We start from the raw sequence: 19,273 nt of genomic DNA, 5'->3' as shown, positions 1-19,273 counted from the left end.
TCGTTAACCGCCGCTTAACTTAAACGAGTACGCCCTGGCCAAGACGAAGACCAGTCCCGAAAAGCGCGAAGCGATCGAGACCGCGCCTGTGACGGTTCCCGTCCTGCTGCCGCTCGCCCTGCCAGCCCCTTACGATTATCTGGTGCCCGACGGCGCGCGCGTGGAGCCCGGCCAATTCGTGGTCGTGCCGCTCGGACCCGTGCACTATATCGCCGCCGTGTGGCGGCGCCCCGAGGGCGAGGAACCGCCGAAGATCGCGCGGAAGAAACTGCGCGAGATCGTCGAGATTCTCGACGACGTGCCGAAGCTGCCGACCGTGTCGCTCGACTTCGCAGACTGGGTCTCCAACTACACCCTCACGTCTCCCGGCATGGTTTTGCGCATGATGATGAGTGCCCGCTCGGCATTCGAGCCGCCCGCGCCGCGCTACGGCGTGCGGCTTAGCGGCCCACCGCCGGAACGCATGACCCCGGCCCGCGCCCGCGTGTTGGAAGCAGCCAAGAACGGTCTCTCCTGGGTGAAGTCGAGCTTGGCGGAAGCTGCCGGCGTGAGTCCCAGCGTCATCGACGGGCTTGTCGATGCCGGCACGCTCGTTGCCGAGCCGCTGCCCGACTGGCATGCCATGCCGCTCGATCTCGCCCGGAAGCGCGCCACCCTCAACCCGGAGCAAACCGAGGCCGCGACGGAATTGCTAAAGCACACCGGCGGCGGTTTCGCCGTCAGTCTGCTCGACGGCGTCACCGGGTCCGGCAAGACGGAAGTCTATTTCGAGGCCATCGCTCAATGTCTCGAGCGCGGCCAGCAGGCGCTCGTGCTCCTGCCCGAGATCGCGCTGACAGGTCAGTTTCTCGCCCGCTGCGAGGAGCGCTTCGGCGCCAGGCCAGCCGAATGGCATTCCGGCGTGAGCCCCTCCATGCGGGGGCGCGTCTGGCGCGCGGTGGCGGAAAACAAGGCAAAATTGGTGGCCGGCGCCCGCTCGGCGCTGTTCCTGCCCTTCCCCGATCTCGGCCTTATCGTCGTCGATGAGGAGCACGACCAGGCCTATAAGCAGGAGGATCGCGTCGCCTACCAGGCTCGCGACATGGCCGTGGTGCGCGGGCATCTAGGCCACTGTCCGGTGGTTCTCAGCTCGGCCACGCCGTCGATCGAGAGCCTGGTCAACGCCGACCAAGGCCGCTACCGGCACATCCGGCTCGGCACCCGCTACAAGGCGGCGAGCCTGCCAGCGATCCAGACCGTCGACATGCGGAAGAACCCGCCGGAGCGCCGCCACTGGCTGTCCCCGGTGTTGATCGAGGAGATGGCCGCGACGCTGGAGCGTGGCGAGCAGGTCCTGCTGTTCCTCAATCGCCGGGGCTATGCGCCGGTGACGCTCTGCCGCAAATGCGGCTTCCGCTTCGAATGCCCCAATTGCTCGGCCTGGCTCGTGGAGCACAGATTCCGCCACCGCCTCGAATGCCATCACTGCGGCAAGTTCATGCCCATCCCCCACGAGTGCCCGAGCTGCGGCGCCGAGGAGTCCCTCGTCGCTTGCGGTCCCGGCGTCGAGCGCATCGCCGAGGAGGTGGCCGAGCATTTTCCCGAGGCGCGCCGGGTGCTACTCTCCAGCGACCTAACCCCTTCCATTAGTGAACTCCGCGAGACCTTGCGCGAAATCGAAGAGCGCGAGGTCGACATCATCATCGGCACCCAGCTCGTGGCCAAGGGCCACCACTTCCCGGGGCTCGCGCTGGTGGGCGTGGTCGATGCCGATCTCGGCCTCGCCCAGGGCGACCCCCGCGCCGCCGAGCGCACCTTCCAGCTCCTGAGCCAGGTGACGGGACGGGCGGGCCGTGACGCCATCAAGGGTCGCGGCCTGATCCAGACCTATATGCCCGAGCATCCGGTGATTGCGGCGCTGGTCGCTGGCGACCGCGACACGTTCTTAGACCGCGAGATCGCCGCCCGCCGGGACGCAGGCCTGCCGCCTTTCGGGCGGCTTGCCGCCATCCTGGTCACCGCCGGCTCCCGCGAGGCGGCCGAAGCCTATGCCCGGGAGGTCGCCCGCGCGGCCCCTGAAGCCGAGAAAATCCAGGTTTTGGGCCCCGCCGAGGCCCCGCTATCGGTCATCAGGGGGCGCTATCGCTTCCGCCTCCTGGTGAAGGCCACCCGCGAGGCGGATTTGCAGACCTATTTACGGGTCTGGCTGGCCCAGGCGCCGAAGGCCAAGGGCGATATCCGCCTTACCGTGGACATTGACCCTTACAGCTTCCTCTAGGGGGCATTTGCGGGCGGTGGGGGCCTGGTTGTGCTGGACCAGGGGACACAAAGGACGCAGTCTTGCCGCCCGATATTGCGCCCCCTTCCCCCCTGTGTTACAGGCTCCGCGGGGTTTCCGGGGCACGTTTTCGGGGGGTTTCACCCGCAGGCGCGGAGGCTCTAAATCCCAGCATTTTCCGGGGTCCGCGGGTGGGACGCGCGAAGATTGCGCCCGCCCCTGAGCAAGAGGCGTTTATCGAAGTGGCAGGCGAGGACCATATCGTATCGGGCGTGGCCGGCCGCTATGCGACCGCCCTGTTCGAGCTTGCCCTCGAAGAGAAGGCGCTGGAGCAGGTCGAGGCCGATGTGACGCGCTTCGGCGAGGCGCTCGATGCGGTCGAGGACATGCAGCGGCTGGTGAAAAGCCCCGTGTTCTCCGCCGAAGAGCAAGGCCGGGCGCTCGCCGCCATCCTCGACGAGCTCAAGATCGAAGGCCTCACCAAGAATTTTCTGCTGCTCGTCTCCAAGAATCGCCGCCTGTTCGCCGCACCCGACATGATCCGCGGTTTCCGCGCCATGCTGGCGAACCACCGCGGCGAGACGAGCGCCACCGTCACCGCAGCGGCGGCCCTCACCGAAGCGCAAGTCACCGCCATCAAGCAGGCGCTGAAGGCAGCCCTCGGTAAGGACGTCATGCTGGAGCAAAGAGTCGATCCCAGTCTGATCGGCGGTCTCACGATCAAAGTGGGCAGCCGCATGATCGACACCTCGCTCCGCACCAAACTCAATAGTCTCAAGCACGCCATGAAAGAGGTTGGCTAATGGATATCAAGGCCGCCGAGATCTCCTCGATTCTCAAAGAGCAAATCAAGAATTTTGGGCAGGAAGCCGAAGTCGCCGAAGTCGGCCAAGTGCTTTCCGTCGGTGACGGTATCGCCCGTGTCTACGGCCTCGACAAGGTCCAGGCCGGCGAGATGGTCGAATTCGCCGACGGCACGCGCGGCATGGCGCTGAACCTCGAAGTCGACAATGTCGGCATCGTGATCTTCGGCGACGACCGCAACATTAGAGAAGGCGACATCGTAAAGCGCACCGGCGCCATCGTGGAAGTGCCGGTGGGCCGTGGCCTGCTCGGCCGCGTGGTCGACGCGCTCGGTAATCCCATCGATGGCAAGGGCCCCATCGTATCCGACGAGCAACGCCGCGTGGACGTGAAGGCGCCGGGCATCATTCCCCGCCAGTCGGTGCATGAGCCCATGCAGACCGGCCTCAAGGCCATCGACGCGCTCATCCCTGTCGGTCGCGGCCAACGCGAGCTGATCATCGGCGATCGCCAGACCGGCAAGACCGCCATCATTCTCGACACCATCCTCAATCAGAAGTCGATCAACGAGGGCGGTGACGAGAGCGCCAAGCTCTATTGCATCTACGTCGCCATCGGCCAGAAGCGCTCGACTGTCGCGCAGTTCGTGAAGACGCTCGAGGAGAACGGCGCGCTGCCCTACTCCATCGTGGTCGCCGCCACCGCGTCCGACCCGGCACCGATGCAGTTCCTGGCGCCCTTCGCCGGCTGCGCCATGGGCGAGTATTTCCGCGACAACGGCATGCACGCGCTCGTCTGCTACGACGACCTTTCCAAGCAGGCCGTGGCCTATCGCCAGATGTCGCTGCTGCTGCGCCGTCCGCCGGGACGCGAGGCCTATCCGGGCGACGTGTTCTATCTCCATTCGCGCCTGCTCGAGCGTGCCGCCAAGCTCAACAAGGACAACGGCTCCGGCTCGCTGACCGCGCTGCCGGTGATCGAGACGCAGGCCAACGACGTGTCGGCCTATATCCCGACCAACGTGATCTCCATCACCGACGGCCAGATCTTTCTTGAGACGGATCTCTTCTACCAGGCAATCCGCCCGGCCGTGAACGTTGGCCTCTCGGTGTCCCGCGTGGGCTCCGCCGCCCAGGTGAAGGCCATGAAGCAGGTGGCCGGCAAGATTAAGGGTGAGCTCGCCCAGTATCGTGAGATGGCGGCCTTCGCGCAGTTCGGCTCCGACCTCGACGCCACGACCCAGCGCTTGCTGAACCGCGGCGCGCGCCTGACCGAGCTGCTGAAGCAGCCTCAATTCTCACCGATGAAGGTCGAGGAGCAGGTGGTGGTGATCCATGCCGGCGTGAACGGCTACCTCGATCCCATCAAGGTTTCCGACGTGGGGCGCTTCGAGGCCGAGCTGCTGCGTTTTGTGCGCGCCGATCACAAGGACATCCTCGACGACATCCGCGAGAAGAAGCAGATCTCCGACGAGACCGGCAAGAAGCTCAAGGATGCAGTCGAGAAATTCTCCAAGGCTTTCGCGTAGCTAATCCATGGCGTCTCTAAAAGAGCTCCGCAACCGTATCGCCTCGGTCAAGGCGACCCAGAAAATCACCAAGCCATGCAGATGGTGGCCGCGGCGAAGCTTCGCCGCGCGCAAACTGCAGCCGAGGCCGCGCGGCCCTATGCGACGCGCATGGAATCGGTGCTTTCCAATCTCGCCACGGCGCTCGAGGGCCGCGAAGGCGGGCCGCCGTTGATGGTCGGCACCGGCAACGACGCCGTTCACCTGCTCGTGGTCTGCACCTCCGAGCGCGGTTTGTGCGGCGCCTTCAACTCCTCGATCGTCCGGCTTGCCCGCGAGCACATCAATCGTCTCGTCGGCCAAGGCAAAGAGGTGAAGATCCTCTGCGTCGGCAAGAAGGGCTACGACCAACTCCGCCGCCAGTATAAGGGGCTGATCATCGACACGATCGAGTTCCGCGGCATCCGTCAGCTCGGGTTCGAGAATGCCGAGCAGGTCGCTGAGAAGGTGCTGGCCCTGTTCGACGAAGGCGCATTCGATGTCGCCACCCTGTTCTTCTCGCGCTTCAAGTCGGTGATCAGCCAGGTCCCGACCGCGCAGCAGATCATCCCGGCCTCGATCGCGGATGAGGCGCCTTCGGCCGAGGCAAATCTCGGCGGCGCCGTCTACGAATACGAGCCGGATGAGGCCGAGATTCTCACCGAGCTTCTGCCTCTCAACATCGCCGTGCAGATCTTCAAGGCGCTGCTTGAGAACGCGGCCTCCGAGCAGGGCGCGCGGATGAGCGCCATGGACAGCGCCACCCGCAATGCCGGCGACATGATCGACCGGCTGACCATGCTCTACAACCGCACCCGCCAGGCCCAGATCACCAAGGAGCTGATCGAGATCATCTCCGGCGCCGAGGCGCTCTAGTCACCTAAAGGAACGTACCGATGGCAAAGAAACCCGTGGTTGCTGAGACCAAGTCACAAGAGAAGCGGATCGCCGCAGGCAAAGGCCCCAAGGGCCATGTACGCCAGGTCATGGGCGCCGTGGTGGACGTGCAGTTCGACGATGAGCTGCCGAAGATCATGAACGCGCTGGAGACCGAAAACCAAGGCACGCGCCTCGTGCTCGAGGTCGCTCAGCATCTCGGCGAGAACACTGTCCGGACCGTTGCCATGGACTCCACCGAGGGCCTCGTGCGTGGCCAGGACGTGGTCGATACCGGTGAGCCGATCGCCGTGCCGGTGGGTGAGAAGACCTTGGGCCGCATCATGAACGTGGTCGGCGAGCCCGTGGACCAAGCGGGTCCGATCGGCACCAACGAGAGGCGCCCGATCCATGCCCCGGCTCCCTCCTATGTCGATCAGTCGACCGAGTCCGAGATTCTGGTCACCGGCATCAAGGTGGTGGACCTGCTCGCGCCTTACGCCAAGGGCGGCAAGATCGGCCTGTTCGGCGGCGCCGGCGTGGGCAAGACCGTGCTCATCATGGAGCTGATCAACAACGTCGCCAAGGCGCACGGCGGTTACTCCGTGTTCGCCGGCGTGGGCGAGCGCACCCGCGAGGGTAACGACCTCTATCACGAGATGATCGAGTCCGGCGTGAACAAGGACCCGTCCAAGGGCTCCGTCGAGGGCTCCAAATGCGCTCTGGTTTACGGCCAGATGAACGAGCCGCCCGGCGCCCGCGCCCGTGTCGGTCTGTCCGGTCTGACCGTCGCCGAGTATTTCCGTGACGAAGGCCAGGACGTGCTGTTCTTCGTGGACAACATCTTCCGCTTCACCCAAGCCGGTTCCGAAGTGTCGGCCCTGCTCGGCCGCATTCCCTCGGCCGTGGGCTATCAGCCGACGCTCGCCACCGACATGGGCGCGCTGCAGGAGCGCATCACCACCACCCAGAAGGGCTCGATCACGTCGGTGCAGGCCATTTACGTGCCGGCCGACGACCTGACCGACCCGGCCCCGGCCACGTCCTTCGCGCATTTGGACGCCACGACCGTGTTGTCGCGCTCCATCGCCGAGAAGGGCATCTATCCCGCCGTGGACCCGCTCGACTCCACCTCGCGCATGCTCGACCCGCGCATCGTCGGCGAGGAGCACTACGCGGTGGCCCGCCAGGTGCAGGAGATCCTGCAGCGCTACAAGGCTCTCCAGGACATCATCGCCATTCTCGGCATGGACGAGCTGTCGGAAGAGGACAAGATCGCCGTGGCCCGCGCCCGTAAGATCGAGCGCTTCTTGTCCCAGCCCTTCCACGTGGCCGAAATCTTCACCGGCTCGCCCGGCGTGTTCGTCGATCTGGCCGACACCATCAAGGGCTTCAAGGGCCTCTGCGAAGGTGAGTACGATCACCTCCCCGAGGCGGCCTTCTATATGGTCGGCACCATCGACGAGGCCATCGCCAAGGCCGAGAAGCTTGCCGCCGAGGCTGCGTAATGCCTGACCCGTTCAAATTCGAGCTGGTATCGCCGGAACGGCTTCTCGTCTCCGCCGACGTGGAGCAGGTGCTCGTGCCCGGCGCCGAGGGCGACATGACCGTGCTCGCGCACCACGCGCCGGTCCTCTCCACCTTGCGTCCCGGACTGCTCGAGATCGGTTTCCCCGGCGGCAAGAGCCAGCGCTTCTTCATCCGCGCGGGCTTCGCCGAGGTCAACCCGGCCGGCCTCACCGTGCTCGCTGAGACAGCCATCGACCTCGACGACCTGAGGCCGACCAGTTGGCTCAGGCCATTCGGGATGCCGAGGATGACGTCACCGACGCCGTTGACGACGGCAAGGACCGTGCCCAGACCAAGCTCGACCATCTGCGCCAGGTCCAGGCGACCCTCGACCTCTAGGCTTCCTCGTCGCGCTGAGCTTTCGCGGGCTCACCCGCCAGAAGAGGCGCGAACTCCGCGACGAGCGCCGTATAGACGTCTCGTTTGAACGGGACCACGAGATCCGGCAGGTCCCGCACCGGCACCCAGCGCCACGCATCGAATTCCGCCTTGTGGCCAGGATCCGGCTTCAGGTCGATCTCGCTCTCCGCACCTTCGAAGCGCGCGGCGAACCACATCTGCTTCTGCCCGCAATACCGCCCCTTCCAGGCGACACCGACAAGCTCGGGCGGCAGGTCGTAGTAGAGCCAGTCCTTGGCGTGGGCGATGAACTGCGCACGTCGTACACCGGTCTCCTCCCAGAGCTCGCGCCGCGCCGCCTGCTCCGGCGTTTCGCCCTTGTCCATTCCGCCTTGCGGCATTTGCCACCACCGGCCCTCGCCTTCCGAGGCGCCCTTGCGGTTGGCGCGACGGCCGACAAAAGCCTGGCCCTCGGCATTGAGCAGCATCACCCCGACGCAAGGCCGATAAGGCAGGCGGGAGGTCTTTGTCATGGAGATGAGGTCAGCTCTGCCGCTGCGACCGCATCGCGGTGCTGACGGGCACGAGAACCAGGCCCTTGGCCTCGAGCGATCCGGCCCAGTCGGCGATCTGCTTGACGGTACCGGGCGATGCCTTGGCGACGCCGATTGCCGTGCCGCTGGCCTTGGCGGCGGCCTCGAGCTCGGCCAGCGCCTTGGCCAGCTCGGCAGTGGACGTGCCGCTGTCCAGCCGAACCTGGGCGATCGAATAGGTGAGGCCGAGCCCGGCGGCGATTTGCCCGGCTGCCGAGCCCTGGACACTGCCGTCATCGAGATAAATCAGACCGCGGCGCTTGAGTCTTCGAGCACCGGCTGGAACGAGGCTTGAGTGGTCTCGAACTTCGCACCCATGTGGTTGGTGACACCTACATAGCCGGCATAGCGCGACATCAGCCAGTGAAGCCGCTTGATGTTTTCTTCTGTGGGGAGGGTCGTGAGGAGAGTGTGGGGACCGGGATCTTCGGTCGGGTAGTCGTTCGGCTCCAGGGGGATCGCGAGGAGAACCTCGTGGCCCTCGGCGCGGGCTCGTGTCACCCACTCCTGGAGGCTGCGCCCGTAGCGCCGTAGGCGATGCTGACGGGGGGCGGCAGGCCCTTGATCACGTCGCCGTCCGGTGCGCCCGGAACGCCGAGCCCATTCACCAGCACAGCCACACGCGGCGGACCGCCTGCCGTTTGCGCATAGCGCGACGGGCGCGCGTAGACTTCGGCGGGGCGGCGACCGTCGGCGGCGATCTTGGGCAACGGTCCGTATTTGGACTCCTCCACCAGTCGCCGGCGCGCACTGTCGGCAATGGGATCGAGCCCGTGTTGTCGATACCGGCGGTCAGATCCGCGGCGGCGACTTGGGGAAGATCGGACTTGGTCCCAGCCGCATCCGCCTCAGCCGTTTTGGGCGCGTCCGGTGACGAGGCCTCGCCAAAGCGATCGGTCGGCTGCGGCAGCGAGCCTCCAGGCCCTGGCACTCCCATGGCCGGCGGCCCGACCGGCACCATGGTGGTGCCTTGCCCCGGCGGGGCGAGCTGCGGCGCGGCGGGCTGCCGCGGCGCCGATGGGACCGAGGCGGGCCCCGTAACGGCGAAGCCCGGCGGCAGGTCGAAATTGCCGGCACCCGCTTGCGGCGCAGACGCCGCGGGTGGCGGCGCGGGGGCCGGATCGACCTGGAGGACGGCGACTGGCTGGCCTTCATTGCCGCCCGGAAAAAACACGAGCACGGCAACACCCAGCACCAACGTCCAGAACACAATCCCCGCTGCGACGGCCAGGGCTTTCATCGTTTCGTTCTCCCCGCTTCCCGGCCGTATTCTGGGGCTAGCGCCTCTTCTCCGGGGCACCCATCGCCGCGATCAGACCCGACAGGCTTAATTGGCCTCAGCCTTCTTCTTGGTTTCGGTATCGACCGACTTGATGCCTCGCAGGAGGTCGAGCGCGTAGTTGAGCTGCGTGTCCTTTTCCTTGTCCTGCGGCACGTAGGAGGAGCTTCCGGACTCTTCCTCGACTTCCTCGCCCTCCTGGGCCTCATATTCGCCCTTGAGGTGACCGCGGAGATTGGCCTCGCCTCGCGTGCCTTGGATCTCGACCTTCTTCTTCAGCTCTTCCGGCAACTCCTCCTCGACCACGACCTCAGGTGCAATGCCCTTGGCCTGGATCGAGCGGCCCGACGGCGTGTAGTAGCGCGCGGTCGTAAGCCTCAGCGCGCCGTTGGAGCCAAGCGGGATGATCGTCTGCACCGATCCCTTGCCGAAGGAGCGGGTGCCGATGATGGTCGCGCGGTGATGGTCTTGCAGAGCGCCGGCGACGATTTCCGACGCCGAGGCCGAGCCGCCATTGATCAGCACCACAATCTTCTTGCCGTCGGTGATGTCGCCGGTTCGCGCATTCGACCGCTGCGTCTCTTCCAGATTGCGGCCGCGGGTCAGGACGATGGCGCCCTGGTCGAGGAAGGCGTCGGACACCGAGATCGCCTGGTCGAGCAGACCGCCTGGATTGTTGCGGAGATCGATGATGTAGCCCTTCAGATTCGGTCCGAGTTGCTTCTTCAGGTCCTCGATCGCCTTTTGCATATTCTCCGTGGTCTGCTCGTTGAAGGTCGTGAGCCGGACATAGCCGACGTCATCGCCCTCGGCGTTGTACTTGACCGGGTTGATGTGAATCATGTCGCGGACGACCTTCACCTCGAAGGGGTCCTCGACGCCCTTGCGAACGACGGTCAGAGAGATCGGCGAGTTGATCGGACCGCGCATCTTCTCGACCGCCTCTTGCAGGGTAAGGCCGAGGATCTGCTCCTTGTCCAGATGGGTGATCAGGTCACCGCTCATCAGCCCGGCGCGCGAAGCCGGCGTATCCTCGATCGGGGACACGACCTTGACCACGCCGTTCTCCATGGTGACCTCGATCCCGAGACCACCGAACTCGCCGCGGGTCTGCACCTGCATGTCGCGGAAGTGTTTCGGGGTGAGATAAGCGGAATGCGGGTCGAGAGCCGTCAGCATGCCGTTGATCGCCGACTCGATGAGCTCGGAGTCTTCGGGCTGCTCCACATAGTCGGCGCGCACACGCTCGAGCACCTCGCCGAACAGGTCGAGCTGCTTATAAATCTCCGAGTTGGCGGCGGAGGCCGACTGGCTTCGGGCCAGGCTCACCATTGTCGTCCCGGCAGCGAGCACGGCCAAGACCAAGAGCGCCCAAAGCGCGTATTCGGATTTCCGCATCATCCTTGTACCTTCCCGGATGCCTCGGCCCACCATGGACCGGGGTCTACTGGCCTGCCGTCCTTCCTAAACTCGACATAGAGGACGGGGCGTGAAATGTCGTCGCTGCTGATGCTCGACTCTTTTGGGTTTCCCATCACGGCGATGGGCTCGCCAGCTAACACGAATTGGCCGAGGCTCACGTCAATACGGCTCATCCCCGCAAGCAAAAGATGATAGCCCCCGCCCGCGTTTATGATCAAGAGTTGCCCGTAGGACCGGAACGGCCCGGCATAGACCACCCAGCCGTCGGCGGGGGCGGTAATCCGGGCTTCGTCGCGGGTTTGCAGGGAAATTCCCTTGAGGGGCGCGCCGGCCGTATCGAGATCGCCGAAGCGCTTCAACTGACGTCCCTGGGCCGGCAACCTTAATGTGCCCTTGGCCTGCTCGAACGGCAGGGCGGGCTTGAGCCGATCGGGGCTGGCGAAAGCCACTTTCGTCGATTCCGGCTTGATCTCCACCACGTTCTCGTTCGCGGGGGTTGCCATCACCTCCTGCTGCAACCGTGCCCGGAGAGCCTTCTCGGCGGCGATCTCGGCATCGTATTGCGCGACCTCCGCCCGGGCGATCTGGACATCCAGGCGCTCGATCAATTCATTGAGATTGGTAGCTTCGCGCGACAACTGCTCGGTCGATTGTCTGACTTGGACCAGTTCCGCCTCGCCTTGGGCCAGCTTCGATTTCTTCTCCTTGAGCAGACGGTCCAGGCGCGCCTGACCGGCGGCAAGGCGGTCGGTTTCCTGCTTCTGCTCATCCCTCCGCTCGCGGATGCTGGTCTCGAGAGTCACCAACCCTTCAAGCTCATGGGACAGATTGTCGGCCTGGTACTTCAGCTCCGGAAAGACGTCGGCCAGCAGCATGGCGCCCCGCACCACGGCCAGCGCATCGTCGCGCCGGGTCACGATCGCCGGCGGCGGCGTCCGGCCGATTCTCTGCATGGCACTCAGCATCTTGACGATGGCGACTTTCCGCTCGGTGATCGAGCTCTGAATGACCGTCACTTGTTCGGTAAGCTCGGCGAGCTTGCCTTCCGTCTCCGACAATTTCGCTTCGCTCTCCTGCACCCTCTGACCGGCCTCGATCAGCTCGCTGTTGAGCCGCGCTCGTTCTTCTGCCAGGGCAGCGAGGTCCTTGGTGAGGCCCTCCGCTTTGACCCGGCTCGACTGCAGTTCCTGTTCGGTCGCATCGAGACGCTGCTTGGCCTCGTCACGGGAGAGATCGTCCTCGGCAACAGCCGCCCACGGCGACGCGCAGAGCAGCCCGGCGAGGAGCAGAGCGGACCGAAGTCTTCGTCTTGAAAAAGCCAATCGATCGGATTGCGCCATACGTCCTGGCCGTTCAGTCGATGGCACCGGAAGGAAGCGGCAGAATCAAGGCAAAACGCTTACGAATCCTTAACCTTAGGCCGTTCGTCAGGCCCGGTGATAGGGATGGCCGGCGAGGATGGTCATCGCCCGGTAGATTTGCTCCGCCAGGACGATCCGGGCGAGCCCGTGCGGCAGGGTCATGGGCCCGAATGAGAGGCTCAGATCGGCCCTGTTATGGACGGCCTGGCCGAGCCCATCAGCTCCGCCCACCAGGAATGCGAGCCCCGCCGCCCCGCCGTCCCTGACCTTGGCCAGGGTGCCGGCGAAGGCCTCGCTCGACTGGGTCTTCCCGGCCGGATCGAGACAGATGAGGGTATGGGAAGGCGGCACTTTGCCGAGCAGGGCCTCGGCTTCCGCCGCTTGGCGGCCGGGGGCGCTTGCGGACCTGGATTCCGGTAGCTCGACGCTCGTCAGCGGCGTCAGGCTCAAGGTCCGCCCGAGCGCCTCGGCGCGGCCGAGATAATGGGTGTAGAGCTCCCGCTCCGGCCCTGCTTCAACTTCCCGACGGCGGCGATCAGGAGCCGCATGGCTCACCTGTCGCGCGAGCGCCGCCGGTCGCGGTTAGCAACCGGTCAAACCACCATCCGCTCCACGGGCCGGTCGGCGGACCACATCTTTTCGAGGTTGTAGAAGTCACGAACCTCGGGGCGAAAGACGTGGACGATGACATCGCCGGCATCGATCAGCACCCAGTCGCACTGGGGCAGGCCTTCGATGCGAGCGCGGCCATAGCCTTCATCCTTCAACTTCTTGATGAGGTGGTCGGCGACAGCGCCGACATGCCGCTGCGAGCGACCCGAGGCGAGCACCATGTGGTCGCCGATTGAGGTCTTACCCTTCAAGTCGATAACGACAACATCCTCGGCCTTGGAGCCATCGAGCGTGTCGAGCACGATCTTGAGCAGTCTTTTCGGATCGGCGCGGAATGACGCAAATCCGGTAGGAGGCGTGCCGTGTTCGGCACCCTCTCTAAGTGAGCGCATGTTTTGGTGAGTGTCCTTTCGCCATTGCTCCCGGAAGCGGCCTTGGCCGTGTCTCGCGCATGATGCTGGAGGAGCCTCTCAATCGCCGCTTCACACCCTAAAGATAGTATGCGCCGTCGCCAGGTTTCAATAGCTAGTATTGGCCGCGCCTTTTCTTGCTCTTATTTGGCTCTCTAGACTGATTTCAAGACAGTTTCGCGAAGGGCGGTCGACGACAGGCCGGACAGCCTGTGGCTGAGGACCGTCCAAGCCGGGGGCTCGAGGTCCGCAAGGCCCGCCGCGTCGCTCTCGTCCACGTAATAGGGGGCGAATCGCTGGGCCGCAGGGGCGGCACGGGCCTTGAGCCGGTAACCGGGCCGGTCCAGCACCGCGATCGGCACTATGGCGAAGATCTCCGGCCACGCCTTCCAGCGGTGGAACTGGGCCAGGTTGTCCGCGCCCATGAGCCAGACGAAGTGAACGCTGGGAAACCGCTGCTTGAGGGCCTTGAGCAGGTCGACGGTGTAGCCGGACCCGCGCCCGCCATCGAAGCCAGTGACCTTGATCCGCGGATGGCGGGCGAGCGTCTCGGCCGCCCTCACCCGCTCGGCCAAGCCCGGTAACCTCGAGACGTCCTTCAATGGATTGCCGGGCGTGACCAGCCACCACACTTGGTCGAGCCCGAGACGCTTCAGGGCAGTGAGGCTGATCTCGCGATGGGCGTCATGGGCCGGATTGAACGAGCCGCCGAGCAGCCCGATCCGCATACCGGCCGCCGCAATGGGAAGCTTGGCGCATCGCTCCGCGCTCAAGGCCGCGTCTGGCCCTGTCCGCGCACCACATACTTAAACGTGGTGAGTTGCTCCAGGCCGACCGGTCCGCGCGCATGAAAGCGCCCGGTGGCGATACCGATCTCCGCGCCCATGCCGAACTCGCCGCCGTCGGCGAATTGCGTGGAGGCGTTGTGCAAGACGATGGCGCTGTCGACGCGAGCGAGGAAGGCGTTCGCCGTGTTCTGGTCGTCGGTGACGATGGCATCGGTATGCTGCGAACCGTAGTGCGCGATATGCGCCACCGCCTCGTCGAGCCCATCGACCACCTTTACCGCGATGATTGGTGCGAGATACTCCGCTCCCCAATCGTCGTCGGCAGCAGGCTTGACACGCGTGTCGGCGCGTTGCGTCTCCTCGTCGCCGCGCACCTCGCATCCGGCGTGGAGCAGCGCATCGACCAGCGGCGCGAGATGGCTCGACGCCGCGCCACGATCCACCAGCAGCGTCTCCGCCGCGCCGCAAATTCCCGGGCGCCGCATCTTGGCGTTAACGACGATGTTCTTGGCCATGTCGAGATCGGCGCTCTTGTCCACATAGACGTGGCACACGCCTTCGAGATGGGCGAACACCGGCACGCGCGCCTCTTGCTGAACGCGCTCAACCAGGCTCCGTCCGCCGCGCGGCACGATCACGTCGATGGCTCCGTCGAGCCCGCCGAGCATGAAGCCAACCGCCTGGCGGTCAATTGTCGGCACCAGTTGGATCGCCGCTTCCGGTAGCCCCGACGCGGTGACCGCCTCGGTCAGCAGATTGGCAATGACCAGCGAGGTCAGAAAACTGTCCGAACCGCTGCGCAACATCACGGCGTTGCCAGCCTTGAGGCAGAGGCCCCGAGCGTCCGCCGTCACATTGGGGCGACTCTCATAGATCATGCCGATGACCCCGAGCGGAACGCGCACGCGCGCGATCTCGAGTCCGTTGGGACGCGTCCACGCGGCAATGGTGGTGCCGACTGGATCGGGAAGAGCTGCGATCTCGTGCAGGCCTTTGGCCATGGCGGCGATGCGTAAGCCGTCGAGCCGCAGCCGGTCGAGAAAGGCCGCGTCGCGCCCCTTCTTCTCGGCCGCCTCGAGATCCTGACGGTTCGCCGCGATGATCTTCTCGCTGCCCGTTTCGAGCCGCGCCGCCATGCGGCCGAGCGCCGCGTTCTTCACGTCCGTGGCGGCCAGCGCCAGCTCGCCCGCCGCCTCGCGCGCGAGCCGGCCCATATAGAGCATCATCGGCTCTATGCTCGCTTCGGGGTTTTGGGCGGTAATGGACATCGCGAAAACTCTAGCCTTTGCGGGTCAGGGTCATGTCGTCCCGGTGGATCAGCTCGGGCCGGCCAAGGTAGCCGAGAATGTCGCCGATTTCACCGCTCTTGCGGCCGATAATGGCGGCGGCCTCCTCGTGTCCGTAGGCCGATAGCCCGCGTCCGATCTCCAGCCCGTCGCCGTTCTTGATCACCACCGCGTCGCCGCGCTCGAAATGGCCTTCGACGCGCGTCACGCCCGCCGGCAATAGACTCTTGCCGGAGCCGAGTGCTGTCGCCGCGCCGGCATCCACGATAAAGGCGCCGCGCGGCTCAAGCGTACCGCCGATCCAGCGCTTGCGCGCCGTCATGGGATCTGACCGCGCCAAGAACCAGGTGCATATGCCCGTTGTCTCCAGCACGCGCAACGGGTGCATGACCTTGCCGCTGGCGATCACCATGTCGGTACCGCCTTGCACCGCGATCTTCGCGGCCTCGATCTTGGTGACCATGCCGCCGCGCGACAGCTCGGAACCCACGTCGCCGGCCATGGCTTCGATCTCGGATGTGATCTCGCGCACCTCGTCGAGCCGCCGCGCATCCGCGCAAGAGCCGGGGGGCGCGGTGTAGAAGCCGTCCACATCGGACAGCAGCACGAGACAATCGGCGCTCGTCATCGACGCGACGCGCGCGGCGAGGCGATCGTTATCCCCATAGCGAATCTCGTTGGTCGCCACCGTATCGTTCTCGTTGACGACCGGCACGGCACCGAGCTTGAGCAGCGTGGTGAGCGTGCTGCGCGCATTGAGATAGCGCCGGCGCTCTTCCGTATCGCCGAGCGTGACGAGAACTTGCGCCGCCACAAGTCCACGCGCGCGGAACGCTTCCTCATAAGCATGTGCCAGATCGATCTGACCGACGGCGGCCGCCGCTTGGCTGTCCTCAAGCTTAAGCGCGCCCTTCGGCAGCTTGAGCGCGTTGCGGCCGAGCGCGATAGCGCCGGAGGAGACGACGATCACGTCCTTGCTTTGCCGTCGCAGGTCCGCGATATCGTCGGCGAGCGCGTTGAGCCATTCACCCTTCAGCGTGCCCGCCGCGCTGTCGACCAATAGCGACGAGCCGATCTTCACCACGATGCGGTGGGCGGAGGTCCATTCTTGTCTCATGGCCGCCAGCCCGCCTCGCTGACGGGGGCCGCCTTCTCGACCGTCCGGACCGCTTCGATCTCAGTCGCCAGCGCCCGCAACACCTCCGGCACGCCCTCGCCGCTCGCCGCCGAGACGATGAGAGGTTGAACCCCGGCCGCCTTCTTCAGGGCGCGGACCTTCTTCTTCAGCTCGTTCTGCGGCACCGCATCAGCCTTCGACAGTGCAAGCACCTCGGGCTTGTCCTCGAGGCCGTCGCCGTAGGCCTCGATCTCGCCGCGCACGATCTCATAGGCCGCGACCGGATCCTCGAGCGAGGCATCGACCAGATGCAGCAGCACGGCGGTGCGCTCGACATGACCGAGGAAGCGGTCGCCGATCCCTGCGCCTTCATGGGCGCCTTCAATCAGCCCAGGAATGTCGGCAAGTACGAAATCGGTGCTGTCGATCCTCACCACGCCGAGATTGGGGTGAAGCGTCGTAAACGGGTAGTCGGCAATCTTGGGCTTGGCGGCGCTGACCGCGGCGAGGAAGGTGGACTTGCCGGCATTGGGCAGGCCGATGATCCCGGCATCGCCGATCAGCTTGAGCTGGAGCCAGATATACATCTCCTCGCCCTTCTGCCCGGGATTGGCATGGCGGGGCGCCTGATTGGTGGAGGACTTGAACCGCGCGTTGCCGAAGCCGCCATTGCCGCCCTTGAGCAGCGTGATGCGCTGGCCAGGCTCCGTCAGGTCGGCGATCAGCGTCTCACCATCCTCATCGAAGATCTGCGTTCCGGGCGGCACCTTGAGCACCACGTCGGCCCCGCCCGCACCGGTGCGGTTCTGGCCCGAGCCGTTGCCGCCCTTCTTGGCCTTGAAATGCTGCTGATAACGGAAATCGAGCAGCGTATTGAGGTTGGCCACGCACTCCACGATCACATCGCCGCCTTTGCCGCCATCCCCGCCGTTAGGACCGCCGAACTCGATAAACTTCTCCCGCCGGAAGCTCACGCACCCGTTGCCACCGTCGCCGGCGCGGACATAGACCTTGGCTTGATCGAGAAACTGCATGGGAAGGGCTTAGCACTAGAGGTCTTACCGTTGCACTAGTCACGGTAGGACCGGCCTGATTGGAAACGGTTCAAGGCCAACGGACATTGGCCAGGGCCTGGGCACGGCCGAGACGGTAGGTGACGCACTCCATCTGCGCGCTCCGCGCTGCACAGTCGCGCAGCTCACCCCCTTGGGCGACAAAGCCGAGCTTGCGCAGAACCGCCGCCGATGCCGGGTTATCGGCGAAATGACCGGCCATCAGAAAGTCGAATCCGTCCGCGTCGAAAGCGTGAGCGATCAGCGCCAGCACCGCCTCGGTGGCGTAGCCCCGGCCCCAATAGGGCTTGCCTATCCAATAGCCGAGCTCGGCATAGTCGGCCGCCATGGCCCGATAGCCGGTGCAGCCGATGAGCCCCTCCTGCCGCTCGATCATGAACACGACGCCCTCCTCGCCTTCAAGCGCGCCGGCGATCCACTCGGCCGCCATCTGCTCGCTATATGGGTGCGGAATCGTGCCGGTCATGCACGCGACGTCGAAATCGCCGGCGAGCATGGAGACGCGCGCCGCGTCGGCAAGCGCCGCCGGCCGCAAGGTCAACCTTTGCGTTTTGATCTTCACGGGACAATGAGGCTACACGCGCTTCGGCGCGCGCGGGAGGGTGTTGGGCGGAGAACGGTGGGGTGAGGCTAATGGGCCTCGTTCGGCTTCACCGATACGTAGACCCGGCCCTTCTGCTTGGTCACGAACTCGACCTGACCGTCGCGCACGGCGAAGATCGTATGGTCCTTGCCGATGCCGACGCCCTCGCCCGGGTGCCATTTGGTACCGCGCTGGCGAATGATGATGTTGCCCGGGATGACGCTCTGACCGCCGGACTTCTTGACACCAAGCCGCCGCCCGGCCGAGTCCCGGCCGTTACGCGATGAGCCGCCTGCTTTCTTATGTGCCATGGTGGTCTTCCTTTAGCTCTTCTTCGGCTTGGCTGCGGCCTTCTTGGCCGGGGCCTTCGCGGCTGATTTCTTGGCCGCCGCCTTGGCGGGAGCCTTCTTGGCCGCGGTCTTCGGCGCTGCCTTCTTGGCGGCGGGCTTGGCCTCAGCCTTCTTCGCTGCCGGCTTCTCCGCAGCCTTGGCTTCAGCAGGCTTGGTCTCGGCAGCCTTGGTCTCTGCCTTCGCCTCGACCTTCTTAGGCGCCGGTTTGGCAGCGGCCTTGGAGGGCTTCTTGCCGTCGGTCAGGATCTCGGTGATGCGAAGCGCGGTCAGCATCTGGCGATGGCCTTTGGTCCGGCGATAGCCTGGCGGCGCTTCTTCTTGAAGACGATGACCTTGTCGTCGCGCTTCTGCTCGATCACCTCGGCCGCCACGAGTGCGCCGGAAATGGTCGGGCTGCCGGTCTTGGGGGAATCGCCGCCGAGCAGCAGAACCTCGCCAAGCTCGACGATATCGCCGGGCTCACCCGCGATCTTCTCAATCTCGATAATGTCGTTTGGCGCCACGCGATATTGCTTGCCGCCCGTGCGAATGACCGCGAACATGTCTCAAATTCCGTCTCTTGGGGCTTGATTTGCCAGCGACTAGGCGCGCGGGCAGAGCCTCTAAAGGAGCGATAAGCGGCGCAATATAGAGGCCAAAGCCGATAAGTCAATTGCTAGCAGGCGTTAAAAGGCTTGGCAAAGCCGCCATTTTTTCGCCGCTCCGGCGCAGCCGTCAGCGTCTCGCCGGGGCCTGCCCCGCGAGTGCTGATCCGTCCTCCCATGTCTCCCATTTCCCACGAAATGGGCCCCGAGAAGGGGGTGGCGCGCCGCTTGGCGCAGAGTCCTAATAGGTTCCGCGGGGCTCTGCGAGACCCGCGGCGGGCGCTAACGGCGCGCCACATCCGGCGATATCAGGCCCCCTTCCGCACGGCTTCTCACCAGTGGCACAGGCGCGCAGATCGTTCGCGCGCCTCACCCGACGACCCACGCGTCCAGCGCAGGTGGGCGGAGCGGGGACCCCCGAGGC

General features: G+C 65.3%; 15 protein-coding genes and 5 pseudogenes. 6 read left to right on the top strand and 14 right to left on the bottom strand.

The window, feature by feature from the left end; genetic code table 11:
• Window positions 1–88: 88 nt before the first annotated feature.
• The 6 genes and pseudogenes from AUC69_RS09840 to AUC69_RS19725 all read left to right on the top strand — a co-directional run.
• Window positions 89–2,257: a primosomal protein N' gene (locus tag AUC69_RS09840; RefSeq protein WP_244500198.1), complete on the top strand. Its 2,169-nt coding sequence runs from the start codon at window positions 89–91 to the stop codon at window positions 2,255–2,257.
• Window positions 2,258–2,499: 242 nt separating this feature from the next.
• Window positions 2,500–3,060, top strand: a complete 561-nt coding sequence (locus AUC69_RS09835) for a F0F1 ATP synthase subunit delta (RefSeq protein WP_069442137.1) — start codon at window positions 2,500–2,502, stop codon at window positions 3,058–3,060.
• Window positions 3,060–4,589 (top strand): F0F1 ATP synthase subunit alpha, encoded by a 1,530-nt coding sequence (gene atpA, locus AUC69_RS09830; protein WP_069442012.1) that lies wholly within the window; start codon window positions 3,060–3,062, stop codon window positions 4,587–4,589. Before AUC69_RS09835 ends, atpA begins: the two co-directional genes overlap by 1 nt.
• A 7-nt stretch (window positions 4,590–4,596) precedes the next feature.
• Window positions 4,597–5,483: pseudogene (locus AUC69_RS09825) on the top strand (F0F1 ATP synthase subunit gamma).
• Between the two features lie 20 nt (window positions 5,484–5,503).
• Window positions 5,504–6,991, top strand: a complete 1,488-nt coding sequence (atpD, locus tag AUC69_RS09820; protein WP_083239301.1) for a F0F1 ATP synthase subunit beta — start codon at window positions 5,504–5,506, stop codon at window positions 6,989–6,991.
• Window positions 6,991–7,203: pseudogene (locus tag AUC69_RS19725) on the top strand (FoF1 ATP synthase subunit delta/epsilon); the annotation flags it as partial. The gene atpD and the pseudogene AUC69_RS19725, both read left to right, overlap by 1 nt.
• A 184-nt stretch (window positions 7,204–7,387) precedes the next feature.
• On the opposite strand, the gene AUC69_RS09815 reads toward AUC69_RS19725, so the two are convergent.
• The 14 genes and pseudogenes from AUC69_RS09815 to rplU all read right to left on the bottom strand — a co-directional run.
• Window positions 7,388–7,924 (bottom strand): RNA pyrophosphohydrolase, encoded by a 537-nt coding sequence (locus AUC69_RS09815; RefSeq protein ID WP_069442011.1) that lies wholly within the window; start codon window positions 7,922–7,924, stop codon window positions 7,388–7,390.
• Between the two features lie 10 nt (window positions 7,925–7,934).
• Window positions 7,935–8,485: pseudogene (locus AUC69_RS19720) on the bottom strand (divergent polysaccharide deacetylase family protein).
• 103 nt (window positions 8,486–8,588) lie between these two features.
• Window positions 8,589–9,224: a hypothetical protein gene (locus AUC69_RS17060; protein ID WP_141700723.1), complete on the bottom strand. Its 636-nt coding sequence runs from the start codon at window positions 9,222–9,224 to the stop codon at window positions 8,589–8,591.
• An 87-nt stretch (window positions 9,225–9,311) separates the two neighbouring features.
• On the bottom strand, window positions 9,312–10,661 hold the full coding sequence (locus AUC69_RS09800; RefSeq protein ID WP_083239331.1) for a S41 family peptidase: 1,350 nt from the start codon (window positions 10,659–10,661) through the stop codon (window positions 9,312–9,314).
• Window positions 10,661–12,025 carry a murein hydrolase activator EnvC family protein gene (locus tag AUC69_RS09795; RefSeq protein WP_083239299.1) on the bottom strand — a complete coding sequence of 455 codons (1,365 nt, stop codon included), beginning with the start codon at window positions 12,023–12,025 and terminating at the stop codon, window positions 10,661–10,663. The genes AUC69_RS09800 and AUC69_RS09795 overlap by 1 nt, the downstream gene beginning before the upstream one ends.
• Window positions 12,026–12,112: 87 nt before the next feature.
• Window positions 12,113–12,594 (bottom strand): annotated as a pseudogene (gene rlmH / locus AUC69_RS09790) (23S rRNA (pseudouridine(1915)-N(3))-methyltransferase RlmH).
• 45 nt (window positions 12,595–12,639) lie between these two features.
• Window positions 12,640–13,050 carry a ribosome silencing factor gene (rsfS, locus tag AUC69_RS09785; protein ID WP_083239298.1) on the bottom strand — a complete coding sequence of 137 codons (411 nt, stop codon included), beginning with the start codon at window positions 13,048–13,050 and terminating at the stop codon, window positions 12,640–12,642.
• Window positions 13,051–13,223: 173 nt separating this feature from the next.
• Window positions 13,224–13,841 (bottom strand): nicotinate-nucleotide adenylyltransferase, encoded by a 618-nt coding sequence (locus tag AUC69_RS09780; RefSeq protein WP_280136639.1) that lies wholly within the window; start codon window positions 13,839–13,841, stop codon window positions 13,224–13,226.
• Window positions 13,838–15,124, bottom strand: coding sequence for a glutamate-5-semialdehyde dehydrogenase (locus AUC69_RS09775; RefSeq protein ID WP_069442006.1), 1,287 nt, complete (start codon window positions 15,122–15,124; stop codon window positions 13,838–13,840). Before AUC69_RS09775 ends, AUC69_RS09780 begins: the two co-directional genes overlap by 4 nt.
• A 10-nt stretch (window positions 15,125–15,134) precedes the next feature.
• Window positions 15,135–16,259 (bottom strand): glutamate 5-kinase, encoded by a 1,125-nt coding sequence (proB, locus tag AUC69_RS09770; RefSeq protein ID WP_069442005.1) that lies wholly within the window; start codon window positions 16,257–16,259, stop codon window positions 15,135–15,137.
• Complete coding sequence (gene obgE / locus AUC69_RS09765) at window positions 16,256–17,293, bottom strand: GTPase ObgE (RefSeq protein ID WP_069442004.1); 1,038 nt, start codon at window positions 17,291–17,293, stop codon at window positions 16,256–16,258. Before obgE ends, proB begins: the two co-directional genes overlap by 4 nt.
• Before the next feature lie 70 nt (window positions 17,294–17,363).
• Window positions 17,364–17,894: a GNAT family N-acetyltransferase gene (locus tag AUC69_RS09760; protein WP_244500196.1), complete on the bottom strand. Its 531-nt coding sequence runs from the start codon at window positions 17,892–17,894 to the stop codon at window positions 17,364–17,366.
• A 68-nt stretch (window positions 17,895–17,962) separates the two neighbouring features.
• Complete coding sequence (rpmA, locus tag AUC69_RS09755) at window positions 17,963–18,226, bottom strand: 50S ribosomal protein L27 (protein ID WP_069442003.1); 264 nt, start codon at window positions 18,224–18,226, stop codon at window positions 17,963–17,965.
• A 141-nt stretch (window positions 18,227–18,367) separates the two neighbouring features.
• Window positions 18,368–18,807: pseudogene (rplU, locus tag AUC69_RS09750) on the bottom strand (50S ribosomal protein L21); the annotation flags it as partial.
• Window positions 18,808–19,273 lie beyond the last annotated feature (466 nt).

The organism is Methyloceanibacter superfactus (assembly GCF_001723305.1).
Taxonomy (GTDB): Bacteria; Pseudomonadota; Alphaproteobacteria; order Rhizobiales; family Methyloligellaceae; genus Methyloceanibacter; species Methyloceanibacter superfactus.
This window is presented reverse-complemented; position numbering and strand designations above follow the sequence as displayed.